Here is a 564-nt window from a genome sequence, read left to right on the forward strand (position 1 = left end):
TCCTGCTGCGTCTGGACAGTGCCCACGATGCCCGCGACAACCGGGATTTTCTGAGTCAGCAAGAACAAGTGGATTTCCTGATCAAGTGGAATCCTCGTAAACAAGACCCTCTGGTCTGGGCCGACAAAGCTCAGGAGCAGCAAGTCTGGACGCTGGGCCGCTACGGCAAAATGGAAGCGGTTCTGTCGGAAGAGCTACCGGACGAACCCGGCATTCGCCGGGTCGTCAAAGTGACGGTCCGTACCAGTGATGCGCAGGGCCAGTTATATCTGGAACCGGACGTCAGACTGGAAGGCTGGGTGACATCGCTGCCAGTGAGTGTTGCCAGCAACCAGCAGGTTATAGACTTGTATTGCGATCATGCCACCAGTGAGCAGTTCCACAGTGAGTTCAAAACCGATCTGGATCTGGAGCGCTTGCCTTCAGGCAAATTCGCCACCAACAACTTGGTGATGACGTTTGCAACGCTGGGCTACAACGTACTGCGCTGGATGGGACTGAGGCTCACCGGCCCCGATGCACCTGTGCGCCACCCGGCCAAGCGCCGCCGCCTGAGAACCGTGA

1 protein-coding gene is annotated in these 564 nt (G+C 57.8%); it reads left to right on the plus strand.

The genetic code is table 11. The annotated features are described in order from the left end of the window. Positions 1-564, plus strand: a 564-nt coding sequence (locus tag B2W52_RS04350; protein ID WP_349677058.1) for a transposase, incomplete at both ends; no start/stop codon positions are given.

The sequence above is a fragment of the Marinobacter sp. UBA2498 genome (genome assembly GCF_002341575.1).
Classification (GTDB): Bacteria; Pseudomonadota; Gammaproteobacteria; order Pseudomonadales; family Oleiphilaceae; genus Marinobacter; species Marinobacter manganoxydans.